23 protein-coding genes are annotated in these 17,886 nt (G+C 49.6%); 1 reads left to right on the top strand and 22 read right to left on the bottom strand.

The window, feature by feature from the left end; all coding sequences use genetic code 11:
- Nucleotides 1-2: 2 nt before the first annotated feature.
- The 8 genes from ACJJI0_RS02455 to ACJJI0_RS02420 form a co-directional block, all read right to left on the bottom strand.
- Nucleotides 3-2,219, bottom strand: a complete 2,217-nt coding sequence (locus ACJJI0_RS02455; RefSeq protein WP_444884519.1) for a hypothetical protein — start codon at nt 2,217-2,219, stop codon at nt 3-5.
- Nucleotides 2,220-2,222: 3 nt separating this feature from the next.
- The gene (locus tag ACJJI0_RS02450; RefSeq protein WP_444884518.1) at nt 2,223-2,489 is read right to left on the bottom strand and encodes a hypothetical protein; all 267 of its coding nucleotides are present in this window, start codon (nt 2,487-2,489) and stop codon (nt 2,223-2,225) included.
- Nucleotides 2,489-2,914, bottom strand: a complete 426-nt coding sequence (locus ACJJI0_RS02445) for a phage minor tail protein domain-containing protein (protein WP_444884517.1) — start codon at nt 2,912-2,914, stop codon at nt 2,489-2,491. The genes ACJJI0_RS02450 and ACJJI0_RS02445 overlap by 1 nt, the downstream gene beginning before the upstream one ends.
- Before the next feature lie 2 nt (nt 2,915-2,916).
- A complete protein-coding gene (locus ACJJI0_RS02440) occupies nt 2,917-3,330 on the bottom strand; it encodes a phage tail tube protein (protein ID WP_444884516.1) in 414 nt (137 codons plus the stop codon).
- 26 nt (nt 3,331-3,356) lie between these two features.
- Complete coding sequence (gene gpU / locus ACJJI0_RS02435; protein ID WP_444884515.1) at nt 3,357-3,764, bottom strand: phage tail terminator protein; 408 nt, start codon at nt 3,762-3,764, stop codon at nt 3,357-3,359.
- Between the two features lie 150 nt (nt 3,765-3,914).
- Nucleotides 3,915-4,547, bottom strand: a complete 633-nt coding sequence (locus ACJJI0_RS02430; RefSeq protein ID WP_444884514.1) for a hypothetical protein — start codon at nt 4,545-4,547, stop codon at nt 3,915-3,917.
- A gap of 119 nt (nt 4,548-4,666) precedes the next feature.
- Nucleotides 4,667-5,185, bottom strand: a complete 519-nt coding sequence (locus ACJJI0_RS02425; RefSeq protein ID WP_444884513.1) for a hypothetical protein — start codon at nt 5,183-5,185, stop codon at nt 4,667-4,669.
- A gap of 66 nt (nt 5,186-5,251) precedes the next feature.
- Nucleotides 5,252-5,707 (bottom strand): hypothetical protein, encoded by a 456-nt coding sequence (locus tag ACJJI0_RS02420; RefSeq protein WP_444884512.1) that lies wholly within the window; start codon nt 5,705-5,707, stop codon nt 5,252-5,254.
- A gap of 772 nt (nt 5,708-6,479) precedes the next feature.
- Here ACJJI0_RS02420 and ACJJI0_RS02415 point away from each other — a divergent pair.
- The gene (locus ACJJI0_RS02415; RefSeq protein WP_444884511.1) at nt 6,480-7,421 is read left to right on the top strand and encodes an IS110 family RNA-guided transposase; all 942 of its coding nucleotides are present in this window, start codon (nt 6,480-6,482) and stop codon (nt 7,419-7,421) included.
- Nucleotides 7,422-7,461: 40 nt separating this feature from the next.
- Here ACJJI0_RS02415 and ACJJI0_RS02410 read toward each other — a convergent pair whose 3' ends face one another.
- From ACJJI0_RS02410 to ACJJI0_RS02345, 14 genes are all read right to left on the bottom strand, one after another.
- The gene (locus ACJJI0_RS02410) at nt 7,462-7,749 is read right to left on the bottom strand and encodes a hypothetical protein (RefSeq protein ID WP_444884510.1); all 288 of its coding nucleotides are present in this window, start codon (nt 7,747-7,749) and stop codon (nt 7,462-7,464) included.
- A gap of 180 nt (nt 7,750-7,929) precedes the next feature.
- Nucleotides 7,930-8,328 (bottom strand): hypothetical protein, encoded by a 399-nt coding sequence (locus ACJJI0_RS02405; protein ID WP_444884509.1) that lies wholly within the window; start codon nt 8,326-8,328, stop codon nt 7,930-7,932.
- 144 nt (nt 8,329-8,472) lie between these two features.
- Complete coding sequence (locus ACJJI0_RS02400) at nt 8,473-8,742, bottom strand: hypothetical protein (protein ID WP_444884508.1); 270 nt, start codon at nt 8,740-8,742, stop codon at nt 8,473-8,475.
- 366 nt (nt 8,743-9,108) lie between these two features.
- Nucleotides 9,109-9,405 (bottom strand): head-tail joining protein, encoded by a 297-nt coding sequence (locus tag ACJJI0_RS02395; RefSeq protein ID WP_444884507.1) that lies wholly within the window; start codon nt 9,403-9,405, stop codon nt 9,109-9,111.
- A 7-nt stretch (nt 9,406-9,412) separates the two neighbouring features.
- The gene (locus ACJJI0_RS02390) at nt 9,413-9,784 is read right to left on the bottom strand and encodes a capsid cement protein (protein ID WP_444884506.1); all 372 of its coding nucleotides are present in this window, start codon (nt 9,782-9,784) and stop codon (nt 9,413-9,415) included.
- 102 nt (nt 9,785-9,886) lie between these two features.
- The gene (locus ACJJI0_RS02385) at nt 9,887-11,929 is read right to left on the bottom strand and encodes a ClpP-like prohead protease/major capsid protein fusion protein (protein ID WP_444884505.1); all 2,043 of its coding nucleotides are present in this window, start codon (nt 11,927-11,929) and stop codon (nt 9,887-9,889) included.
- A gap of 9 nt (nt 11,930-11,938) precedes the next feature.
- Nucleotides 11,939-13,420, bottom strand: coding sequence for a phage portal protein (locus ACJJI0_RS02380; RefSeq protein WP_444884504.1), 1,482 nt, complete (start codon nt 13,418-13,420; stop codon nt 11,939-11,941).
- Nucleotides 13,417-13,635, bottom strand: coding sequence for a DUF6148 family protein (locus tag ACJJI0_RS02375; RefSeq protein ID WP_444884503.1), 219 nt, complete (start codon nt 13,633-13,635; stop codon nt 13,417-13,419). Before ACJJI0_RS02375 ends, ACJJI0_RS02380 begins: the two co-directional genes overlap by 4 nt.
- On the bottom strand, nt 13,636-15,648 hold the full coding sequence (locus ACJJI0_RS02370; protein ID WP_444884502.1) for a terminase gpA endonuclease subunit: 2,013 nt from the start codon (nt 15,646-15,648) through the stop codon (nt 13,636-13,638).
- The gene (locus ACJJI0_RS02365; RefSeq protein WP_444884501.1) at nt 15,593-16,114 is read right to left on the bottom strand and encodes a hypothetical protein; all 522 of its coding nucleotides are present in this window, start codon (nt 16,112-16,114) and stop codon (nt 15,593-15,595) included. Before ACJJI0_RS02365 ends, ACJJI0_RS02370 begins: the two co-directional genes overlap by 56 nt.
- An 86-nt stretch (nt 16,115-16,200) precedes the next feature.
- Complete coding sequence (locus ACJJI0_RS02360) at nt 16,201-16,920, bottom strand: hypothetical protein (RefSeq protein WP_444884500.1); 720 nt, start codon at nt 16,918-16,920, stop codon at nt 16,201-16,203.
- A complete protein-coding gene (locus ACJJI0_RS02355; protein ID WP_245556633.1) occupies nt 16,910-17,140 on the bottom strand; it encodes a holin in 231 nt (76 codons plus the stop codon). Before ACJJI0_RS02355 ends, ACJJI0_RS02360 begins: the two co-directional genes overlap by 11 nt.
- Nucleotides 17,137-17,493, bottom strand: coding sequence for a hypothetical protein (locus ACJJI0_RS02350; protein WP_252084500.1), 357 nt, complete (start codon nt 17,491-17,493; stop codon nt 17,137-17,139). The genes ACJJI0_RS02355 and ACJJI0_RS02350 overlap by 4 nt, the downstream gene beginning before the upstream one ends.
- On the bottom strand, nt 17,493-17,885 hold the full coding sequence (locus ACJJI0_RS02345) for a DUF5675 family protein (RefSeq protein WP_444884499.1): 393 nt from the start codon (nt 17,883-17,885) through the stop codon (nt 17,493-17,495). The genes ACJJI0_RS02350 and ACJJI0_RS02345 overlap by 1 nt, the downstream gene beginning before the upstream one ends.
- Nucleotide 17,886: the final 1 nt, after the last annotated feature.

Genomic DNA, 17,886 nt, shown 5'->3' with positions numbered 1-17,886 from the left:
TTCTATCCCCTGAGTATTTGTGCTTGGCGACTATCCTCGGGGATTGCTACCAAATCCTGCTCCGCAAACATGGTTGTTAATTTATCGGCAATGGTTTGTGCGTTATCTCCGATTAAATCGCCTTGTATCGTCAGGTTCACAACCGTGCCAGGCTGTTGTGAATCGCCCTCTACAAAACCGTCATCATTAGAAGCGGCAAAACTCTCTGATGGTGTGCTCGCTACCGCACCGCCAGTACTCACACTGGAAGCGCTAGCACCACCATCAAAGGAAGCACTTTTGATTTGAGCAATTTGAGCCGCGCCAGCTGCAGCCATTGCGACCGCTGCAGGAATACCCCATGGGTAACCACCGCTGTTGTTATAGGATTCGATAATTGCACCCGGGAGGGTTGCAGCAGCTTTGGCCAGGCTGAGCGCTTTCTGAATCTTGAAGAGTTTTTTACTACCGGTATTGGAGATGCCCAGCATCATATCCATCGCACCGCCGAACGCCTGCCAACGGTTTTTACTGCTGGCCTGTTCTAGCTTTTCTCGCTGCTTAGCATGCTTACCTTCCAGCAGAGTAAGCTTGCGCTCATAGTCATCATGAGAGATGAGTTTCTTAGCAAATGCCTGATCCAGCAGGGCCATTTCCTCATCTTGCTGAACCTGCAGCTGCTCCATCTCGGTGAGCCAGGAAAGCTGTAGGGTTTCTAAGCGTGTAGTGATTCGCTGGCGCTCCGCATCGGTTAGGCCGTCAGCCCCGACTTGACTGCCTTCCCCGCCATCATTGGCTGACCGTGCCTGCTCTTCTGCCAGCGCCATTTGATAGCGGGCCTTCTCGCGCTCGGAATATTCCGCCCGTAGCGCTTCAATGGATTCAAACCCCCGCTTTGTCAGTTCCTCCTCGGCAACCTGAAGGGCGGCTATTTGCTGTAGCCTCTGCTCGTGGTCGAGTTGGATTTTTCCTTGTTGGTCAGCCAGGAATTGATCCAGCTGGATTAACTGAGCACCACCGGCCTCTTCCGCCATGGCACGCTGTTGGGCGATACGATCGCGCTCTGCCTGCTCCCTGGCCGCAGCGGCAGCCTCCTCGGCTCTCCGCTCTTCCTCCTGCCGCTTTTTCTGTGCGGCTATTTGTGCATTCTGCAGTTCGTCGAGCTGGCGGCGTATTTGCTCCGATTTGTAGCGATGGATTTCTATCTGAACCTGAACACCTTCGGCTTCTGCCTTGGCCAGAAGGTGCTGATGCGAAACATATTGGCTGTGCAGCTTGGCAAATTGATTGCGCTGCTCTTCTTCCTCAGTGGGGGCAAGACCTCGGCGCAGGGTATTCACTACCCCGGTGAGCTTCTGAATCCCTGCCGTGGCGATACTGGTCGAGCCGCTGGTTTCACTGAGGCCTTCCAAAAACTCCTGCCAGGCCTGCCCCAAAGAATCAGTAGCACCGGTAAGACCTCCAGCTTCAGCCGCACCGGCACCGCCGACCTGCTGCTCCAGCTTAAGCAAAATCATGCGCTGGGCTTCCGCCACACGACCTGACTGCTCGAGGGTTTTAATCTGCTCTTTTTCTTGCTCGGTAAAACTGACCCCGGCGCGCTTCAGGGCGGTCAAGCCAGTGGATGGCTCCTCTAAGGCCTTACCAAGCTGCAGCGCTGCACTCTTGGCATCGCCACCCATTACAGCCGATAAATCCTGACTCAGCCGGATAGCATCATCGAAGACAGGACCCTGCACCCCCTTAAAGGTTATGAGCACACCTTGGGCTTCACGAATGCCGGTAACACTGGCCAGGGTCGCACGAGCAACCGAACGCGCCTGATCATCCAGCTGTTGTGCAGTGCGGCCGCTAGTACTTCCCGTGGCTTTAAGCAGGGCCTCAATCTTAAGCTGCTGCCGCTCCATCTCCTCACCAGCGCGAATGCTCTGATAGAACACGGCAGTCACACCGGCAACCCCTGCCCCAAACAATGCCCAGCTGCTGGCACCGCTGGTAAGCAGGCCATTAAGCGCACCGACTCGACCAGAAACACCGCCCAAAGGACCATCGATAGTCGCGACCCCTTGGGCGGCACCACGCATGGAGCGGCCGAACACATCCCCAGCGGCACTGGTGGATTTTATTTCACGGGTGAGTTGTTTATTGCGCGCGGCCGCTTGGGCCATCTCGCGCTTGTATTGGGTGGAGCGTAGCTCCAGGTTCGCCACCATGGTGGCCATGGAAGTTTGTTTTGCCATTGCTCAGCTCATGGAGTTCCAGATTGCAATTTGTTGCTGCACGGTTTTTGGCTTGTGCTGCTGAGGCAGGAAGTTAGAGACTTTGCCTCCCAGGGTGCCGGCGGCAATGTGGGCTAGCTGCCACTGCTGGACTTCGGTATTTAGGGGGCGCTCAGAGTGATATTCATACCAGTGGTCGAACTCGGTAGAACTCATGGAGCGCAACATATTGAAATAGTCGGGACGGTTAAAATCCCGCGCGAGCTGCCGGGCAAAGTGAAAACCCGGCACTAGCCTTTTTTTTCGGTTTCCTCACTTTCTGTTTCACTATCCGCTTTTTCAGTTTGGACATCGACGAAAAGCCCGGATAGCTTAGCCGCAGGGATATAGAGCCGGTCAATCAGCTTAGGGGTAACGCTGCGGATTAGCCCATGGTGAATATCTTCTAGTGAATCCTGGCAATCCGGCTTCATCCAGATGGCATAGGCTACCAACAGCAGTTTTTTGCTCACCTCCCCTGCACGAAACGCCCAAAGCTGGCCAAAGTTTTCCAGCTCAGTTTCCGGCAACTCTTCATCCTGCGGCAGTGGAATATCTTCGGTAGTCTTCTGCAGATATTCACAGCGGTGGTAGGCGCTCAGCTCAAACAACTCCACTTCCTGCTGGCCAAATACAACGGTTTCGGATTCTAAAATAGGCGTAGGAACTAAATTCATTGTTAGCTGCCTGCGGTTACTGTGGGTTTACCAGAGATTTTGAACTTCACGGTGCGGGTAATTTTGTCATCCTTGGGCACAGCCTTACCCCAGCCGGTAATATGGCCGGTGAATTCCACCTTGGTACCTTCAGGATATTCAATCTGGTAATACTTATTGGTATCGGAGTCGTAATCTGCCCGCAGAGCCTGCTGGCCGCTGTCACTCTCTTTCCAGATCAAAGTAATGGAGACCTCACCGGCATCACGTAAGCCGGAGGGGTCATAGTCCATATAGCCACTGGTGCCATCAATCGGCGTCATTTCAACAGAACCGCGTGACTCCTCACCGGGGTCAATATCCAGCATCCCAGCCACTGGTGTATAGGAAGTACCATCATCACTGCGGGAAAATTTTGTTTTATAACCTTGTGCCATAGCTAAGACCTTATTGAGTTGTTGAGTTAAAGGGCTGAGGGTTCGGTGGAATACTGGGCCCTGTAGGTCAATCGAACCTCGCCCAGAGGATGATCTTGATCCAGTGCAAATTGCGTCTGACTAAGCAGAAATAAGTCACAGGTTTTTTCTAAATCAGAGTCCTGCAGTGCAAGCTCAATATCTTCGGCCGCTTGATCCAGTGCGGCATATATATCGCCATCGCTCTTTACTACCGCAGCAATAGTCAGATCCAGTTCCCGACTGGTACCGCCATACATTTCGTGATCAGTGTTTTCAGTAGCAAAACCCACCACAATGGCCGGCAACTTTTCTGGAGCAATTTCTTCTGTAGTGCCAGAGGGTGGAAATATGTAATCGGATAGAGTTTGCAGTTTGCTTAAAACGGCATCGCGGATGGTGATGCGTTGGGTCATTGAATAGCGCTCCAGGAATTTTGTACATAAAAAAACCCGCTAGTGCGGGTTTGTCTATTTAAAGTGCAGCAATGCTTACTGAACTAACAATCTTCTCTTTGATAGTTACCTAAATCTCAAAGAACCATGCAAATCGAAAAGTGGACAGCTTTACTCATAGTCACTTGTCAGATCAAATTTAAAAGACTCAATCGATTTAACCTGATCTAAATCAACGTCACTACCTGTAAATTTTCTGTTTTTAGGCCTGTCTCTTTTTGACCATTTATAGAGAGCATATGCCACACCCAATAAAAGCGGAATAAGACCTACCCCCAACGCAAAAATAAAATCAATTGATACAGATATAAGAGTTGCACCAGCAACAATAAGCCAAAATGATAATTTTAATTCAGAGTATTTCTTAGTGTCATAAACTATCGTATAACCCAATGCTTCAAATGTAACTATTACCGTTTTCTCTCCGGTTTTATATTTTAAGTTATGATCACCTCCGGACACAGATTTTCTATAGTGGCCTACTCCATTTTCATCTTGGTACTTAAAAACCACAAATAATAAATTACTTTTTGTTCCCCTAGCGGTTTCCCAATTGTCTGAGACTCCACCCGCGACTATTGCATTATATTTAGCACCTAAAGTTCGTTGATACACCGAAACACTAAAAACCACTATCCCTATGTATAACAGCAAGATTCCAAAAAGAAGAAGTATCACCAGAAACATTACATCATCTGGATTAATCAATATCCCTTTTTCAAGATTACTTAGAATGAATCCCATGGATATTAAATTGCGTCAATAACTACTTAACATTTAAAAAAATACTATTTCTGCCGATCTAGCGCTTACAGCAAACGTACGCTTTATGCGCCGTTTGACTGTTGTTGTTATGCGCCAGCCTACTCCGATGCGTCAACAACATAGTCCCTACTAGCAATGACATTACTTCCATCCATTATCTCCAAAGTATATGTTCCGCTTACAAGCTCCCAGCTATAAGTAAAGTTAAACATATGCCCATATAAATCACTACCATTTATCTTTCTATTAATTTCGACAGAGTAAACTTGTTTGTCTTTTCTTTCGTTGTATATTCCACCATCAGGGTATTTCACAACCATGGTGAGCATCTTACCCCGGATATATGGGTTGCGTAATATATAATAAAAACCAACACTCTGACCTAGCACGGGTTTATAAATGGAGTTTACCTCAATCATTTTTCCAGGATCGGAGAGTATGAGCCGATCTCTTTCTGGCCCAATCACTTTCGTTACACGTGCGTTATTTTGATACAGTCCAGACTCAAGTACTTGTATTTCTATGGGTTTGACTTCTTCGACTGACCTTACTCCAGCACAACCGCCTAATATAACTGAAATCAGGACAGCTAAAACTAATGAAATATTTCTATACATATTTGCTCTCGATTTTTACATTCATCAAAACAAGTGACAGTTTTTTCGGTCGACTGAAGCCACTTGCTAACCATTTTTTGTATTTTCTTGCTGGATTTTATGCACTAACTTATTACCGTTTTTAACTGCCAAAAAAGTTAATATTAGCAACACCGCCAAAGCACCAAGATACAGAAAAAACCTTGAGTTAAGCTCAAAGTTTACAAATAGTTTTTCTGCTAAAAGTAACAATGCAAAAAAGTATAATAGGCAGGCTAAGCTTACCGCATAGCTCCAAGTTAATTCTACATAGTCAAATATGCGTCTAAATTTAGGTGACATTAGTTCATAAACTGAAGGAACCCTATTTTTCAACTTTCTTTCTTTCTTTCTCTTGGTTATCGCATTAGAAATGTCTTTTAAAAGCCGTTGAACATGGCTTTGGTATAACACTTTGACAATAAACGAAAATAATAAAACAGCCCCAACCATTTCCATTTGGTAGCCGAAACCTAACTCTTTCAAAAACTTAACTTCTTCCATGATCTTCCTTTATAACTAACGCCCACCACAACCGCATTTATGGAGGTGCATGTTTTGTGTTATGAGCGTAGCGAACAAAAAACATGCACCGAAATAAATGTCGGATTGCTGGTGCTTGTTAAGTGTTGCGGAAAGCACTTGCTAGCTCCCCCAGTACTTTATAATCTTTGACACCCCACAATTTTTGCACTTCCAAGTTTCTTCGTACCTTCTTGGTCCCACATAAAATGACAGAGTAATTTTTGGCTTTATATTAATGCCAGCTGGATCTCTAATCTTTACAAGACTCATTTTCCCACCACATTGTTCACATGGTTTGCTGGTCTTTTTGTGAGCATATATTACGATACATAAAAAACAAACTAGAGCAACCAGTAAAAATGCCACCTCTTGTTCTGACATGACTAACACTTAACGCCGCCGGCAGGGGCAGCTTACCTTGTGCGCGTTTTGCGCGAAAATGGGAGCGCAGCGACCCGCGCAAAACGTGCGCAAGGTAAGCTGCCCCGCGGAGGGCCGTAGGCCCGTAGCAAATTGCCCGGCCTTGTATGGTTGTTCTTGCCCGATTCTGATGTTGAAAATCCTTTTCGCTAACGGGTAAATTGAGACCCACCTTCGGCGGCCACCGAAGGCCTTGTTTATCACAGTTCGCTGCCTGGCCGGTTCGTAAAAGACCGATAACAAGTATGAACGTGATAAGCACTCACTAGGCATAACTCGAATAGTCATGTGGGCCTCGAGCCCGAATAGCAAGGCGGAGATAGCTTATCTTATGGAACCTCAAGAGATCAATGTCGGTATCGATACCAGCAGTAAACAACTCGATATTTATGTGAGACCTACTGGCCAATTCTTTAGTGTTACCAATGATAAAAATGGTATTAAGGATGCCATTAAACAACTACAACCTCTTAAACCTGAAAGAGTATTGATCGAGTCCACAGGAAGGCTAGAATTAGAATTTGTCTGTGCTGCTCATAAAGCGGGACTGCCGATAGTTGTTTGCAATCCTTCACAAGTAAGAAACTTTGCAAAATCAGCGGGGTGGCTCGCAAAAACAGATAAGCTGGATGCAATTGATATCGCACATTTTGGTGAAGCAATGAAGCCAAGATTGTCATCGATCAAACCAGAAAAACTAAGAAATATCAGTGATTTGCTGACGGTCAGGAACCAGTGCTTAGAAATGAGCACAATGCAAAAGAATCGCCTCAAGAGAATACCCAAGTCTGTTCACAGGCCCATTCAGGCTATCTTAAAAGCCATCAAGAAAGAGCTAGAAGGGGTCGATAAGCAACTTGATAAACTTGTTAATAGTGTTGCCGAGTGGCGACAAAAACGCGATCTCTTATTAAGCGCTAAAGGAGTTGGCCATGTACTGGCTTACACGCTAATGAGCGAACTTCCTGAGCTGGGCAAGCTGAACCGCAAAGAGATTGCGGCACTTGTGGGTATCGCCCCGATGAATCGTGATAGCGGCAGCTTCCAGGGTAAGCGCTATATTCGAGGTGGGCGACATCGTGTACGCACGGTTTTGTTTGTTTCTATGATGTCGGCAATACAATGCCACCCTAAATTAAAGCCAATGTATGAGCGCCTGGTCGCTGCTGGTAAACCAAAGAAAGTAGCCCTTATCGCATGTATGAGGAAGCAACTTACCATTCTAAATACGATGGTAAAAAACAACACTTACTGGGATGAGAAAATGGCTTAAATACTTGACAAAGGACCATAGTCACTTGTTATAAGTGACGCTACCCAATAATTTCATTTTTAGCACTGACAATTTTGCTTGCAACTCTAAAATGCTCTTTGCTAGCACCCAAACCAATATTGCCCTCTATTGTTGCTACTAGTGACGAGGATATATGCTCGGCATCTTTGCCATCGACCGCAAGACGAAAAATATGTGGCAGATAACTCTGATACTCGTCGCGAGCTTCTGGCATGTCATTTACACCAATAGGGTCCCAGTCACGCCATAAAATTTCATCTATGGCTTTGTAGAGCTCTAGTTCTTCTGGAGGTAATTTCTTGCCCATACTCTTACTTATAAACGCCGTGCGCAGCGGCGGCTTACTTTGTGTATTTTTTGTGCGAAAATAGGAGCGCAGCGACTGTGCAAAAAGTGCACAGGGTAAGCCGTCGGTCTGCCGCACCTTGTTAAGGCGACAAGGCCCCTGGTCCCGCCCTCAACACCCGATATACATTTCCACAAGAAATTAGACTTCGGGTGCTTCATCATAAATAGTAATTATCTTTGCTTCAGAAGCAATGCTACACACTGGTGAATTGTGATTTTCAGTTTTTACAACTTTAGTTATACGAAGATTGATGTCTTTCGGCGGTGATGACGGCCCAAAAGTATAAATGCCTTTATTCGTGACTTCTGCGATTAGCTCAACATACAGAAGCTTCCTAAAACCTGACTTCTTTTCTTGATACATAGAGTAAATATCGAGATCGCTGCTTTCATCTAAACCATAAACATCACCTTCACAGCAATAAAATCCGATCCACTCTTCATCGTAAACCAAATAGCCTTTGAAACTACTCTGATCTTTTGCATTTGTAATTGCAGACCAACTGAGCATTAGCATAAAGAGGATGGATTTCTTCATTATTTGCCTTAACGCCCGCAACAGTGGCGACCAATGCTATGTACATTTTGTGCGAAACTGGGAGCGCAGCGACCCGCACAAAATGTGCATAGCGTTGGGCGTCCCGCGGAGGCCCGAAGGGCCGGAGCAAACTGCTTGCGTTTGTTATGCATTGATACCCACCAAACTACCAACCAAACCTACCACAACAGAAATTAGCACTAATTGGGCTAGCACCCAAAATGCAGAAAAATACACTTTTGACACTCCACGGTGAACCACAGCCGATGAATACGCCACCTGACTGAGTTTGTCATAAGCGAGGAGCAGTGGGACTAGAAGTAACAGATACCAAACAGCTCCCCTGGACATCTGGCCGATAATAAGCGCAACAAAAATGTAATAAGGAATCCCTAAAAACCACAATAATTTCATTTTATTCTCACCGACCTACGACACCGATGCATAACAGTTAATTCAAAAGAAGCTTCTTTATATCACCCTGCTCTATATTTCTAAGCCTCATTTCCTTCGAAGATGAACTAAAACTCAGCAAATCAATAAGCTATCTGCACTTGGCGCAAATGTACAAAAAAAGATATAAAGCAGCGTCTTTATAATTTTGTATTTTCTCTGCTTTATATCACTTTTGGAACCCTTTAAGTATCAATGGGTTACAGAGTTTCACCTAGAAATAGGAGCAGCTGCTGCTGATCTTTGTTATAAAATGCACAACTGTACATTTTTCGATCACCACTAACACACACAAAAGGTCTTAATCCAATAACTCGACTTTTTGGGCTATCCATCCACCAGCACCCGCCAAACAACCCCATCATCCGACAATCGCTTGCGCACCCTATATCCCACGCCACCAAGGGTAATTACCGCTGCTGAGTTGTAAGCCCCTACCTCACTGACCAACAGACTCAATTCGATACGCGGTACCCGCACTCGCTCCTCATCATCGAATTCGTCGATCTCTTGATCCTTGATCACGCGGCAATCTATAGGCTCAGCACCGCTACCGTCTGTATAGGCAGCGGGCTTGCCCCATTTACGAAACGCGCGCTCTGCGGCTCTCTGGTCCAGATTCATGGATCACCTAGGCCTTCACGGTGCCCGGTACGCCGGTAAATTTGACCGCTAGGCTGGTAACGCCATCGCCGGCGGCCTCTGCGGCAAAGGCGGTGGGGCCGATAATATCGCCGGTTGCGGCTGTTGCGGCGCTATCGTCAAAGGCTGCTGCAGAGATATCCCAGGTGAGGGTTTCCCCCTGACTGATCTCTGCGGCGGATACCTTGGGTACACTAAACACACCTTCAATAGCGATCACACCGGACTCACCCACGGCGATATTATCCATCGCCACACCCAGTACTGCGCCTACTGCTAGCACCTGGCCAGAGGTAATTACCGAGCTTGTGTTGTTGGTGTAATCCAGCATGCGCCCGTCTTGCACAAAATTAGTAGCCATTTCACTTTCCCCGCTTGGGTTAAAAATTGTTGAAATAAAAAAGGCCGCGATGTGCGGCCCTTTTTCGGATTCTTTAAGGTTTGGATCGGTTTGAGCTGGGTATTAAGTCTTCGGCGTTTTCACCATGCCTTTGGGGTCCCAGGCTTTCGCTGCGGCATCCAGGCGCACTTTGAATTCCACCCCATCCACATTCCAGCCGTTTTGCTGCTCCAGTACTGGGGCTTGCTGGCCATCCAGGTAAAGCACTTCGATGGTGTCGTGCGCTACCGGGTCGGCATTGAGGTACCAACCATTGTGCCCGCTGAGGCGACCATCGGAGATCACGCTGGCAATATTGCGCACGCTGTTGGGTACAGTGTTGGATTTCTCGGAAGCACCCACTTCAAACTCTGACTCCAACGCAACCTTTGCGGCACCCTCGTCGGCAATATCACACAGCAGGAATTTAGGGCGGATATTTAGGAAAGCGGTACCGTCCTTCTGTTTGCCCATCAATACCCGCGCGGCGTCGATACTGGCTGTGTTGATACCTGCCTTAGCAGCTAGATTTCCATGGTCAGTATGGAATAAGGCCTTACCATCGGCCATTTTGGGATTGTTGATCAGGACACTGAACACCAGATCCCCCACGGTGCGAATAGCAGCGAGACCCATCTTTTGTGGGATTCGGGTGAAGGTCCCCAGGTCATCATTGATAATCGCCTGGCGCGTAATGGAGAAGAGTTCCCCGTAAGTAGCCAACGCGGCAGTTTCGGCGCGCTCTCCAATACTCACATATTTAAATTCTGCCCCAGGTGCCACTTGGCGCAATGAGGGGAAGGTGCCAAGATCCGTGCGAGTAGCTATCTTGAAATCGCTTAAGTTTCCAGTGGCGGTAAACTGCGGAAAAACCTCTGCCGCTTCAGAGTAACCCTTCAGCATGGATTTATTAGCAATATTGCCGAGGACCGTCGCGAAGTCGCCAGAGCTATGGGTAAACGCTGCGGCGACCACACCCATCCGATCCAGGCCGGACAGGCTCTGCCCGTGGGCCTGCATCAGAATACGAGCAATCTCCATCATGGTGTAGCCGCTGAGCTCATTGCCCTCTGTGCGCTTTTCACCGAGGGCACGCACGGCAATGGCATTTTCAGCATCCGCTTTGAGGCGTTTAATGCCTTCACCTTCCTGAACTACCACGCTGTAGCTTTGCACTGGAGTTGGGGTTTGATTTCCCAGAGCTGCGAGCAGCTGGTCTTTGGCTTTTTCAGCGTCACAGTCCATATCATCCAGGCAAGATTGCATAACGGTGCTGTGCGCCTCGAAGCCCTTAAAAACAGCTTTAATAGTGTCTTTGCGCTTTTGCTCATCCGCTGCGAATTGTGCTCTGGCATCAGCGGTAATCTGCGCTTTCATTTCTGGGGTAACCTCGGTCGCAGCGGTTGCAGCTGGCGTAGTGGAGGTGGTTGTAGTCATGGCTTGCGCCTCCTTGGTTTTGGGGGGATTGTCTGCAACCGCAGACGGGAATCTAAATTCAGTGGGCCTCTGCATAACCAATGCACTAATGGCTTGCGGGGTATTTTTGAATTGGTTTAAGTGATCGGCGTTAAAGCTGGCAGCCATTTCCATTGCGGCAGTGGTATCAGTGGCGAAGCCGGCTTCCACGGCTTCGGCACCGGTATACCAAGTCTCGTCATCCATCACTTGGCTGACTTCCTCATCAGACATGCCGGTGCGGGAGGCATACAAACCAATCATGGTTGTTTTGACTTTGGCCAACAGACTCTTGGTCTTTTCCAGGGCGCGCTCATCGCCTCGCACACCGGCGCTGGGGTTATGCACCATGTAATAGGCGTTTTCGGCAATATGGACGGTATCCCCGGCGAGGGCGATCACGCTGCCCATACTGGCTGCGATACCTTCAATCCAGGTTTCCACCTCGGCTTTATGATCTTTCAGCAGGTTGTAGATGGCGGTACCGTCGAACACATCACCACCAGGGCAGTTGATGTGCAGATTGATCTTGCTGACATCGCCTAGCGCTTTGAGATCTCGGGCAAAGTCTTTTGCGGTCATATCCCAGTAGCCAATGTAATCGTACAGATAGATATCGGCTTCGCTGGTATTGGCAGCAGCGGTAATGCTGTACCAAGATTTTTTGGGCATAGCAGTTTCCTACTCGGATTCAGTATTTTCTGCGGGGACCGCAGCGCGTTTGCTTGGGGTGGTGATGCCGCTGGCTTTTAACTTCTGCTGCCAGGCTGCGGTTTGCTTGATCACATCGTCCGGCTTTTTGCCACGGCGCCGAATGGTTTGCTGCGGGCTGACCAGAACATTTTCCAGCAGCGTTTCATCGGCGCTGGCTTCGTGGGCTGGATTAATCCAGGGCATGACCGGGGTAATAAAATCGACATGCATCAGGGTGGCCGGATCGACATCAGCAGGCACTTGAAAGGCATCGGCCAGTAAAGCCATTTGCACCCAGCGCCGGGTGACCGGTTCCACGATCTCCTCGCAAAATTCCAGACTGAGGGTTTCGTAATTAGTCCACTGCTCCACCAGTTCCTGGCGTTGTGCGCTATAAGTACCGTTATAGTTTTTGCTGATACTGCTAAAGCTGGACATGGTGCCAGCGGCCGCCATGCGGTGCATGGTTTCTAAAAATGGTGTTAGCAGACCGCTGGGGCGATTACTTTGAATGGTGCCGACAGATTCCCCAGGGCGTAAATCGTCGTAGATAGCACCAGCGCGAATATCCAGGGTGCGATTTCCTTCATCATCAACTTCGTTCTGCGAGTAATCTTCTGGACTGCCCTTTTGAATAAAACCCACCATGGCCGAGGCAATCTTGGCAGCGACACGCTCGTTTTCTTCATAGTCTTTAATATCAGTAAGGCGATTCATTACCGCTGCAAAGATGGAAACCCCACGAGTCTGGTGCAGCCTACGAACAAACTTTAAGTGCTCAATATTTTCGGCACTGTGGCGCCTGCGTTTCATCCGCCAATTCAATGAGGCTCCGGGGTGCTCGTCGTAGAGCCAGAAGGCCTTGGCTTCGCCCCAGGCGGATTTCTCAATACCCTGCACTATGCGTTTGCTGGGATCGTTGTAATCCACCGGCAGAAAATCCGGTTCCATGCATTCGATGGAATAAGGCACTGGGGTGCGATGCTTTAACCCCGGCACCGAGCCCTGCAGGTGCCGCAGCAGGGTTTCGCCATCGCGCAGCCAGGTATTACACAGTAAGCGCTGAGATTTACCCCAGCTGAATTGCCGAGTGCATTCCGGGCGCCGTGCCCATTCCTTGTGGGCTTCATTCATTTGGCTCGCAAGGCCTTCGTGGATATCGCCATCCCGGGTTTTGGGCTGGAATTCCACATCGATACCGCGCGGGCCGACGATGTTGTTGGTCAGAGTGGTGAGAATGCCAAAGGCAAAATCGTGGTTTTGCTCCAGGTGCCGGGCTTGTCCGCGCAGAGTTTCCACACTGCCTTCAATGACTAAATCCCCACTGCGGTTATCACCGGGGTTTTTCCGCAGGCGACTGGGGCGCGCGGCCTCATAGGCGGCGGCGATCTCCAGGGCACGGCGAGCTTGCACGCGACGCAAAGCGGCCTCGGGTGCAAAGAATCCGATAACAGAATCCAGTTTGTTCATGAGTAAAAGTTCGCGTAGGCGGGTCCGCGGCGTTTGCCGGCAGCCTTGAGTTGTTCTTGCAGTGCGCGGCGCTCCCACTCCTGACGACCAGCGCGGATTTCCTGCAGGTTCTCTGCAGTAAATTGGCGGCCGTTAATCACCGTGGTTTTACCGGCGAGCACATCTATTTCGGCCTCGATATAGAGGTCGACCATGGCTTGTGCGGTTTTAGACATTTAACTATCCAGTAGGGAACCAACCGGCTGTGCTGTCCGGTGTGATTTACTCGGGGCTGACTGCGATTGATCCGATTCGCTAAACAAGGTGCGCTGGCCCAGCTGCGATTCGATGGTGGACCACTTTTTCTCGTTGTATTTGTGCATGCCCTTGGCGTGGGCTGCGTGTAGGGCGTAGACCTCGGTATCGGTGCCCTCGTTGGGTCTGCCGGGGCGCTGCTGCCAGGTTTCCCTGCCCTTGTGCTTTTTACTGGGGGCTTTCACTTCGGCGGTGACCTGCTCCCAGTAGTCCTGCCGCACATGCTTGCAGCTGTGCATATAAGCACTGGTGCCGAGTAAACGCTTGGCAATCAGATCCTTGGCTTTATGGGTACCCACCATATAAACCCGAACCCCATGGCGGTCGGCTTTGGTGCGGCGCTTGGGATTGTTGTAATCCACCTGCCTGGGTTGGGTGAAGATTTCCTTCGTGCCGAGGTCATTACTGTCGCCCTTAATGGCCATCACTAAGATACCGCGGTGTTTTTTATCGCGGGTTCGCACCCAGTGATACACCGCGTTGCTGGTACCACCATCACCAGAGTCGATACTCACTGCCGCTGCGCGGATTTCGCCAAAGCGCTCGTGCTCGAAACTTTGGAATACCAGCTTATCCAGGGCCGCCCAGCAGTCGTCGCGCTTGTCGGCGGTGTCGCCGTCGATTTCTCCCCAGTACATCTGCCAGCTTTCTTCATTGCGACCGAAAGCACGGATGGTGATGGCGAGGCGGTCGTGCTGCACATCGATGCCCACCGTTACCAGCAGGCCACCGGCGGGACAGAATAATTCCGGGTAGTCCTCGGCGGCCTCTTGTAGTTTTTCGTGGTCCAGCAAGCGGCTGGCGGCATACTGGTAGGGCCTGCCCAGTTTGTTGTTCTGGAATACGATGCGCGCGGATTCATCGCCGCTTTTGGCTTCGTGTTCGGCTTCGAGAAAATCCCGCACCACATCGGCAAGACCGGTGCCGGGGATGCACACATAGAGCTCGGAAAGCTCCATAAAGGTTTCTATCGGTTCGATTTCATCGGGCTCAAAGTCTTCACCGCATTGAGTTTTCACCCAGCCGGCAAAATCATCGCCATTTTCCCGCGCCGTTTTACAGGTCTGCAGAATATTGACCTGGCGGCGGTAGTCATCCCACTCGCTGCCACATTCCGGGCAGCCATAGATAGCAGTATCAGGCTGGTGTAGGCCAAATACCGGGTGCGGTGTGCCGCCCTCTTTCTCCAACCAACTAACGTTTTCCCAGTCCAGCACATGGGACTCACCGCAGTCGTGACAGGTAACCGGTAGCACACGCATGGTGCCGAGCTTGGTGTAGTGCTCCACTTGGGAAAGATCAGCAACCGCCGGCGTGCCACCAATAATCAATTTCTTATTGCGCATCCGTTTTAGACGTTCACGCAGGTGGCGAATGGAATCACCCTGATCACCGACGTCTTTGTTGGTATCGTCGGGCTCTTCCACATAGCCCCGCTTGGCAGTGGTGGATTTAACATTAGAGACGGAATTAGAACCGACAGTACGCACTTCCCCGCCAGGGAATACTTTTCTGGTAGATCTGTTGCCTAGCTTGCGACTAGTGGAGACATCAATCACACGCGCTACATTCGGCGAGCCCTCAACAATCTTCACAAACTTTTCGTCCATGAAGTTCTGGCCTTTTGAATCCTTCGGAAAGAGCATCAATACCCGTGCGGGATCAGTCACCGCCACCTTACAGATATCTGCCGCTAGCAATACCGTCCAGCCAATCTGCGCCGCTTTTTGCATTACAACCATCCAGGAGACTTGGCTATCGAGCGCGTGCATTACACCCCAGAAATAGGGCACATAATCGTTGCGGTAATAACCGGCGTTATCGCTATCCTCCGAGGGCAGTTTGATATTGTCCGGCAACCACTCGATCAGCGGGATTTTAGGCTGCGGTATCCAGGCCTGGCGCACCTCCTCCACCAACCTCTTCAGATTCAATTTCGTAACTGCCAATAGCTTTGAGGGCAGCGTCAATGTTTGGCTGTAGGGGTTCGCGATCGATGGTAATGGCATGCTGGCTCTCGATAGCAATAACGATGCTCTCCACCGCTCCTAAAAATTCATTCTTGCCAATGGTGGACCACTCCACCATCGCTTTACGTACGGACTCAATATCCAGAATTAATTGGTCTTGCCGATACAGCTCACGCATTTTTAATTGCGCATTTGCCTCTGACTCAACTGCCTGAGCCATATCACGACGGTTGCGGGCCTCATTTGCCTGGCGGCCTGCGGCCTCGGTTCGCAGACGCTCGCAATATTCATGAAGCCAAACTCTGAAGCTGGCACCTACAGTAAAAACCTCTGCCTTGTAGTGTTTGGCAATAGCCGGTTGAGTAGCGCCAACCAAGCGAGCAAAGCCCAATTGAGTGGCCTGATCATCAAGAGAGATATCACCAGCCAAGGTATAACCCCCTAGGAAATTTCAGATATCTGTTAAAAAAACACGGTCCGAATCACCCGTGTGTTGGCCCCCTCAGGAGGACCCGTTCAACGTCTCTTTGCGGTCGCAATCGCATGGTCCATGGCCTTATCAAGTTCTAATGGCAAATGCCTACGGGCTATCCCTTCAGCTATTCGAATAAAAGGGAAACGTTTGCGGTAGTCAGGCTTTCCCTTGAGGAAAATTAGGATGGGCTTAACCGTTGGCCGGCGCTTCCCCCCTGCCCTCTTCCAAACGCCTAAGACACCATTAACTTTGCCAACGAAATATTTGCCCTTCTTACCCTGCACACTACCTGCCCCCCTTGTAGAGCCAGGGTTACCCCGTAATTCAGCCAGGATTTTTTTATAGGTTCCTACCGAGATATTCCCGTGCTTGTTTAATCTCGCCGCCTCGCCATGCACCACATACATACCTGCAGGCAGGACACCCATATGTCGAAGGGCACGCTCAAAGCGCTTGTCGTTCCGGTTCACATCCATGACTGACGGGGCCAGATATTTACTCGGTGCAGTTCCGTTGGAAACCTGATCACGGATAAAGACTTTGGCAATACCTGAACGCTTCGTGGCTTTCTTTACCAATACAGAGTTCAGCGTTAACTTTGCCGGGTTTGAAAATACCCGCCCCATCGCTGAGCGCTCTTCTCCCCGTATACGAAAGGCCACGTTATTTAGGGCAACAGAACTGGCATAAGGTAATTGCTTTTTTAATTCAGCAGATGCTCGATCAAACTTTGAAGTATCCAGCTTTACACTAACGTCCATCGTCCCCGTCCTGCTGCCTTTCCTGCAGCTTCAAGCGCTTATGGTTGTAATACCAATTCACAATGAACCCACTCAAAGCAATCAAGAAACCACCCACCGCCAATAACTCTTGTGCTGCATATCCACCGACTACCGCTGTACCCGCAGCAACCGTAGTGGTTGCACTGGCGACCTTCTGAACCATGGCTTCCCTCGCTGCCTCTTGAGCTACTGTGTTCACCGCTTAACCTCACTCACCCACGACTTCACGAAATAGAAGCCGATGATGATGCTGTAAGGCTGCACAACCACATCAACCAGCAGGCCCTTTAGGTCTGCTACAAAAGGCGCCTTGAAAGCCATAGCCGCCGCAATAAATAAAACCAGCAACGCCCAAACCAAGGTCACCAGAAAGGCAATTAATCGCCGTGCCCGGTTCTGAGGCTGTGTGGCCTCCAGGTACTTGAGATACCAGCGGGATTTTTCCTCATTGGTAAACCACACCGCATCCACGGTATTTACAGTGGCATCCAGCACTTTGCCCGCAGACTCGGGGCCAGCAAATAAACCCTTAACCCCAGACCAAATACCCATCACGGATACTCCGGCACATAGTGCGTAATTGTCAGATCAAACTCAGGTGGCAATAGCTCTCGCAACTGCTGCATTGCCTTGCGGGATTGCATCACCCACCAGCCACCGGGAGCCAGGCCATAACCAATACCAATACAGCCCTGCACATCCGCCGAATAATTAGCGGTGTGGATTAATATTTTTGTACGGCCAGGGACTTCCTGAAGCTCCCACACATTGGGGAACCTTGGTGAGTTATAGGGATTACAGGAATACACCCCTTCAGGAATACAGCTCTCGAACGGACAATTCCCCAACCACGGACGCTCTACCGTATAAAACACACAGTCGCGCACTCTCAGTCGCCCCAATGTGGCATCAGGCCCATAGGCGAATCGCGTTAATTCAAACATG

Source organism: Microbulbifer mixtoriginis (SeqCode), from assembly GCF_052466695.1.
This window is presented reverse-complemented; position numbering and strand designations above follow the sequence as displayed.